Origin of the sequence: Frankia gtarii, from assembly GCF_025403375.1 — a bacterium.
Taxonomy (GTDB): Bacteria; Actinomycetota; Actinomycetes; order Frankiales; family Frankiaceae; genus Frankia; species Frankia gtarii.
In genome coordinates this window covers 1-5,904 of sequence record NZ_JAMPTM010000367.1, presented here as the reverse complement: position 1 = coordinate 5,904, position 5,904 = coordinate 1, and the positions used below count along the sequence as shown (strand labels likewise).

Here is a 5,904-nt window from a genome sequence, read left to right as displayed (position 1 = left end):
GGCGGTGGCGGTGGTTTCGCGTTCTACTGCCAGGTGGTCGACAACATCATGCTGGGCGTCACGCCGGTTCGGTGACCGTCAGGGTGCGATCGAGGCGTAGGGGTCGCGCAGCGGCTGGGCGGTGCGAGCCGCGCGGATCATCCGGCACGAGGGCGAGGCCGGTGTCGGTGTCTCGGCCAGGCGGACGGCGTCGCGCGGACGGCGATGTCGAGAACCCGTGGCTGGCTCCGTCCCCGCGACGAACGCGGCCACCATGGGCCGCCCCAGCACCGAGGAGAAACCCGATGGCCAAGTACCTGCTGCTCAAGCACTACCGCGGCGCCCCGGCCGCGGTCAACGACGTACCCATGGACCGGTGGACGCCGGCGGAGATCTCGGCCCACGTGCAGTACATGAACGACTTCGCGGCCCGGCTCGAGGAGACCGGCGAGTTCGTCGGCAGTCAGGCGCTCGCCCCCGAGGGGACGTTCGTCCGGTACGACGGCGAGGGCCGCCCGCCGGTCACCGACGGCCCGTTCGCCGAGACCAAGGACCTCGTCGCCGGCTGGATGATAATCGACGTCGACAGCTACGAACGCGCCCTCGAGCTGGCCGGGGAGCTGTCGGCCGCCCCCGGGGCGGGCGGGAAACCGATCCACGAGTGGCTCGAGGTACGCCCGTTCCTGACCGCGCCACCCACCATCACGCAGTGACCTGCGACGTGAACGGACCTCCGACGTGAACGGACCTGCGACGTGAACGGACCTGCGACGTGAACGGACCTCTGCGGGTGGACGAGGTCCTGCTCCGCAGCCTCACGCCGAGCGTGCTCGGGATCCTCGTGCGCCGCGGAGCCGACTTCGCGGCGGCCGAGGACGCCATGCAGGACGCGCTGGTCGAGGCGGTCCGCGTCTGGCCGACCGCCCCACCGCGGGACCCGAAGGGCTGGCTGGTCACCGTGGCCTGGCGCCGGTTCCTCGACGCGACCCGGGCGGACACGGCCCGCCGTCGGCGAGAGGACCTTTTCGACGACGAGCCGGCACCCGGCCCCGCACCCGCCGTGGACGACACCCTCCAGCTCTACTTCCTGTGCTCCCACCCGTCGCTGACGCCGTCGTCCGCGGTCGCGCTCACGCTGCGCGCCGTCGGCGGGCTGACCACCCGCCAGATCGCCCACGCCTACCTGGTGCCCGAGGCGACCATGGCGCAGCGCATCAGCCGGGCCAAGCGCACCGTGGCCAGCGTGCGGTTCGACCAGCCCGGCGACGTCGCCACCGTGCTGCGCGTCCTCTACCTGGTCTTCAACGAGGGCTACTCCGGCGACGTCGACCTCGCCGCCGAGGCCATCCGGCTCACCCGGCAGCTCACGGCCGTGATCGACCACCCCGAGGTGGCGGGACTACTCGCCCTCATGCTGCTCCACCACGCCCGGCGCGCCGCCCGGACCACGCCCGACGGCAGCCTGGTGCCACTCGCCGAGCAGGACCGCCGCCGGTGGGACACCGAGTCGATCGCCGAGGGCGTCGAGATCCTGCAGGCGGCCCTCGCCCGCGACCGCCTCGGCGAGTTCCAGGCCCAGGCCGCCATCGCGGCGCTGCACGCCGACGCGCCCACCGCCGGGGAGACCGACTGGGTGCAGATCGTCGAGTGGTACGACGAGCTCGCGCGCCTGACCGACAGCCCGGTCGTCCGGCTCAACCGCGCGGTGGCCGTCGGCCAGGCCGACGGACCACGCGCCGGCCTGGCGGCACTCGCCACGCTGGACGACTCGCTGCCCCGCCACACCGCGGTGGCGGCCTACCTCCACGAACGCGACGGCGACCAGGCGACGGCGGCACAGCTGTACGCCGAAGCGGCCCACAAGGCACCCAACCTCGCCGAACGCGACCACCTGACGCGCCAGGCCGCCCGGCTCAACGCCCGCCGGCACCACTGACGGATGGTGTCCCAACAGACCGGCCCGGTGAAGTGCCCGGTGAAGATGGCCCAGCTCCGATGGGCGTACTTCGGCAAGCGGATCGCGTTCAGGGCCAACGACGCCGCGGCGAACACCGTGGGTCTCTACCCGGTGGTGGGAAGAGTTCGAACCGGTCTCAACGTCCGTCCGGGCCGCGCCGATCGGGTCGTCATCGGCCGCTCATCTCGTGCGGAGCGTCACCGGGGCGGGATAGCGTATGAAATTGGCCGTCGCTTCGACGGCCCTGGACGCCGGGTCGATGCCCGTCGCCCAGCCCAAAATGAGGAGCGCACAGATGCTGCGTGTCGGCGACACCGCGCCAGACTTCGAGCTGCCGGACGAGGTCAACACCCCTCGCAGGCTTTCCACTCTCCTGACGGACGGTCCGGTCGTCCTGTTCTTCTACCCGGCGGCGATGACCAAGGGCTGCACCGCGGAGAGCTGTCATTTCCGGGACCTCGCGGCGGAGTTCGCCAAGATCGGCGCCCAGCGGGTCGGTATCAGCACGGACACCGTGGACAAGCAGAAGAAGTTCTCCGACAAACACTCCTTCGACTATCCGCTGCTTTCGGACGCCGACGGCAGCGTGTCGCGCGCGTTCGGCGTGAAGCGGCCGATCGACCTGCTGCGGGTCAAGCGCGCCACCTTCGTGATCGGTACGGACCGGGTCATCATCGAGGCCATCAGCAGTGAGCTGAACATGAACACGCACGCCGACAGCGCGCTGGCCGCGTTGGGCAGATAGGACGGCCGGTGGACGCGTCCGACTCGACAACGCGGGTCCACCGCGGCCCATACAGCGCCACCCGCTCACCCGGCCAGGCCCGATCGCCGACGGCTGGCCAGATGAGCGCGGTCAGAAAGGCGTCAGCGCCACCCGTGGGGCAGGAGGGCGCCGCCCAGCACGCGGACCGTCAGGATGACGATGACGCCGGCCAGCACAGGTACCACCACCAGGCGTTCGACCCTGCCGTCGGTGCGGGGGACCAGGACGACCCCCATCCGCCAGTTCACCGGCCAGAGCAGGAGGCAGCCTCGGGGGGTCAGGCAGTCACCGATCAGGTGCGCAAGGCACCCCAGGACAACCGGGTAGGCGACGAAGCCCATGTCCAGGCCGTGCATCAGATAGACGGCGACCCCAGCCGTCACGCAGTCCTTCAGACCCGACCAGAACTCGTGCCCCTCGAAGTCCAGGCCGAGGCCGCGCAGCCCGAAGCCGACGAGGACGAACAGCGCCGCCCACCAGCCATACCGTAAATGGTCCGCCAACAGGCTCATCGCAACACCCATGGCGAGCGCGAAAAGCAGGGAGTGGGTGGCGTGCCGATGGCCGCCGCTGGCCCGGCTCACCCATCGGCAGATCGTCCGACTGACCGGGCCGAGGGTGTTCGCGATCCGGCCATTGGGATGGTCGATGTCGGGCAGCAGGCCCGCACCCGCGGCCACCACCCCGCCAGCCATCACCTGATGGGACGACAACGACAGCGCGTAGGTCCCCAGCCAGTCCTGCCGGCCCAGGACAGGCACGACGGCCAGCCAGAGCGCCGCACCGCTCAGCGCATGCGTCCGCCCCATCACCGCTGACAAACCTCATGGATCGACATTCGGCGGACTCTAGCCCGACGTTTCCACCGGCCACACCGGGCGTGCCCGGCCGGTCCGGCCGGGCCAGCCGTGACGCCACGGCGGTGGCGCCGGGTTCCTGGCGGGCTTCACGGACCGCAGCGAGCGGTCTTTGCTACCAGGCGAAGTGCTCGGGGGCCGTCCGGTAGCCCGGGAAAATCTCGTCCAGCCGGGCAAGCGCCTTCTCGTCCAGGTGGACGTCGAGCGCCCGGACAGCGTCGTCAAGCTGCTGCTGGATGCGCGGGCCGACGATCGGCGCGGTGACGGCCGGCTGGTGCAGCAGCCAGGCGAGCGCGACGTCGCCGGGCTCGTGGCCGAGCTCGGCGGCGAAGTCCTCGTAGGCCTCGATCTGGGGGCGCCTGGCCTCCAGGGACTGCGCGGCACGCCCTTCGAGGCGCCGCCTGCCCTCGCGCTCCTTGCGCAACACGCCGCCGAGCAGCCCGCTCTGCAGCGGCGACCACGGCAGGAGGCCCACGCCGTAGTGCTGCGCGGCGGGCAGCACCTCCAGCTCGATCTCCCGGGTGAGGAGGTTGTAGATCGGCTGCTCGCTGACCAGCCCGAACGTCCCGCGCTGGGCCGCGGCAGCCTGCGCCTGGGCGATGTGCCAGCCCGCGAAGTTGCTGCTGCCGACGTAGAGGATCTTGCCAGCCGTGACGGCGACGTCGATGGCCTGCCAGATCTCGTCCCACGGGGTGGCGCGGTCGACATGGTGGAACTGGTAGAGGTCGATGTAGTCGGTCTGCAGGCGGGTCAGGCTCGCGTCCAGGGCACGGCGGATGTTGAGCGCCGACAGCCTGCCCTCGTTGGGCCACTCCCCCATGGCGCCGTAGACCTTGGTCGCCAGCACGGTGCGCTCCCGGCGCCCGCCGCCCTGCGCGAACCAGCGGCCGACGATCGACTCGGTGTGGCCCACGCCCTCGCCGAGGCCCGACACACCGGCCGAGCGCAGGCCGTAGACGTTGGCCGTGTCGAAGAAGTTGATCCCGTACCCGTGCGCCGAATCCATGATCTTATGGGAATCGGTCTCGTTGGTCAGCGGACCGAAGTTCATCGTGCCCAGGCACAGGCGCGAGACGGACAGACCGGAACGACCGAGTTGAGTGAACTGCATCCTGGGTGAAGTCCTCTCCCATGAGGGATCAGTCGGCGCCGCCATGAGACGGGCACCGTGCCGATACCCCAGTCTCCAACTTCGAGCGCGCTCCAGGTCAAGCCCGTCACGACGGGTCAGCGCTCGGCGCCACGTGGCGCCGAGGTCCCACCGGTCCGGCTTCTGCCCTGTGCCGTGGCGCCCGACGGATGTCACGGCAGGAGGCAACGAGGGCTACGGTGCCACCTCGCTGGCGAGCAACGTCCGCACGCTCGTTGTCGACCTGATGCTCAACCCGGGTCATGCGGGCATCAGGCTGGCCGTGACCGTCGCTTCAAGGGTGCTGGGTCGTTGGTCGTCCCTGGGGAAGCGTGCCCGCTTCTACTACCGGGTGACGATGACCGTCGCGCGGTGTCCGGCAGCGTTCTTGAGCTTGGTGTCGCCTGTGAGCAGGTCGCAGCCGAGTGCTTCGGCGAGCGCGATGTAGGCGGCGTCGTAGGCGCCGAGGTTGTGCCGCAGCTCCCACATCCGGGGGTGGTAGGGCCAGACCGGATGACGGGCGATCCGCAGACGCGCGTAGTCAGCCAGCATCTGCTCGCCGCGATGGTCGGTGATCTTCTTTCCGGCGGCAAGCCCGCGGACTGTTGACGCGACCTCGACGTCGAGATGGTGCGGGGCGTGCAGCGTGCGCGGGGCGGACAGGTGCTGCCGGAGCACCTCGTCGCCATCGCGGACGGACAGCACATCAATGACGAGCGAGCAGTCAACCACGTACGTGAGGGTCAACGCCGTCCCTCGTCGCGCGCCGCGAGGATGTCGTCCATGGTGAGCTCCACCGGTTCCCTGTCACGGGCGATGCGGGCGATGACCTCGGCGTTGGTCTCCGTGGCCGCGTCGGCATCCATCAGGTCCCGCAAGTACCCGGACAGTGACTGGCCGAGCGATCTAGCGCGCTCGCGGAGGACCGCGAGCGTCGTCGGATCGACATCGCGCACCTGGATGATGCCCACGTCGGCGGACTCGCTCACATGTCCACGCTACCACCCGTTCATGCATGGCGCATGAATGCATCCTCGGTACCCAACCAGACCCGAGCGCCAGGGCATCAGGCTCGCCGCCGTGCTGGCGCCCAGCTCCCAGCATGCCTCCCGGTCCTTCGCGTCCGAGGTACCGATCACCGTCACCGACTCGCGCAACCGCCGCCAGCGCAGGCCGGTAGCGATCGACTCCACCGCCCGCACCCCGCACCCCGCAC

The 5,904-nt window shown here is 70.4% G+C and carries 7 protein-coding genes and 1 pseudogene; 3 read left to right on the top strand and 5 right to left on the bottom strand.

Annotated features, from left to right (window positions below):
* Positions 1-284: 284 nt before the first annotated feature.
* The 3 genes from NBZ83_RS29610 (at position 285) to NBZ83_RS29600 (ending at position 2,681) form a co-directional block, all read left to right on the top strand.
* Complete coding sequence (locus tag NBZ83_RS29610) at positions 285-692, top strand: YciI family protein (RefSeq protein WP_261567858.1); 408 nt, start codon at positions 285-287, stop codon at positions 690-692.
* Positions 693-769: 77 nt separating this feature from the next.
* Positions 770-1,915, top strand: a complete 1,146-nt coding sequence (locus tag NBZ83_RS29605) for an RNA polymerase sigma factor (protein ID WP_261567902.1) — start codon at positions 770-772, stop codon at positions 1,913-1,915.
* Positions 1,916-2,231: 316 nt separating this feature from the next.
* The gene (locus NBZ83_RS29600) at positions 2,232-2,681 is read left to right on the top strand and encodes a redoxin domain-containing protein (RefSeq protein WP_308203840.1); all 450 of its coding nucleotides are present in this window, start codon (positions 2,232-2,234) and stop codon (positions 2,679-2,681) included.
* Between the two features lie 122 nt (positions 2,682-2,803).
* On the opposite strand, the gene NBZ83_RS29595 is transcribed toward NBZ83_RS29600, so the two are convergent.
* The 5 genes and pseudogenes from NBZ83_RS29595 to NBZ83_RS29575 all read right to left on the bottom strand — a co-directional run.
* Positions 2,804-3,511, bottom strand: a complete 708-nt coding sequence (locus NBZ83_RS29595) for a metal-dependent hydrolase (RefSeq protein ID WP_261567856.1) — start codon at positions 3,509-3,511, stop codon at positions 2,804-2,806.
* 163 nt (positions 3,512-3,674) lie between these two features.
* A complete protein-coding gene (locus NBZ83_RS29590; RefSeq protein ID WP_261567855.1) occupies positions 3,675-4,670 on the bottom strand; it encodes an aldo/keto reductase in 996 nt (331 codons plus the stop codon).
* A gap of 363 nt (positions 4,671-5,033) precedes the next feature.
* Entirely contained in the window at positions 5,034-5,435 is a 402-nt protein-coding gene (locus NBZ83_RS29585; RefSeq protein WP_261576268.1) for a type II toxin-antitoxin system VapC family toxin, read from the bottom strand.
* A complete protein-coding gene (locus NBZ83_RS29580) occupies positions 5,432-5,677 on the bottom strand; it encodes a hypothetical protein (RefSeq protein ID WP_013874180.1) in 246 nt (81 codons plus the stop codon). The genes NBZ83_RS29585 and NBZ83_RS29580 overlap by 4 nt, the downstream gene beginning before the upstream one ends.
* A gap of 72 nt (positions 5,678-5,749) precedes the next feature.
* Positions 5,750-5,904: pseudogene (locus NBZ83_RS29575) on the bottom strand (flavodoxin); the annotation flags it as partial.

Bases quoted from the DNA above. Each gene is read 5' to 3' on its own strand.
- NBZ83_RS29610 (WP_261567858.1), top strand. From the start codon at position 285: ATGGCCAAGTACCTGCTGCTCAAGCACTACCGCGGCGCCCCGGCCGCG.
- NBZ83_RS29600 (WP_308203840.1), top strand. From the start codon at position 2,232: ATGCTGCGTGTCGGCGACACCGCGCCAGACTTCGAGCTGCCGGACGAG.
- NBZ83_RS29595 (WP_261567856.1), bottom strand. From the start codon at position 3,511: ATGGGGCGGACGCATGCGCTGAGCGGTGCGGCGCTCTGGCTGGCCGTC.
- NBZ83_RS29590 (WP_261567855.1), bottom strand. From the start codon at position 4,670: ATGCAGTTCACTCAACTCGGTCGTTCCGGTCTGTCCGTCTCGCGCCTG.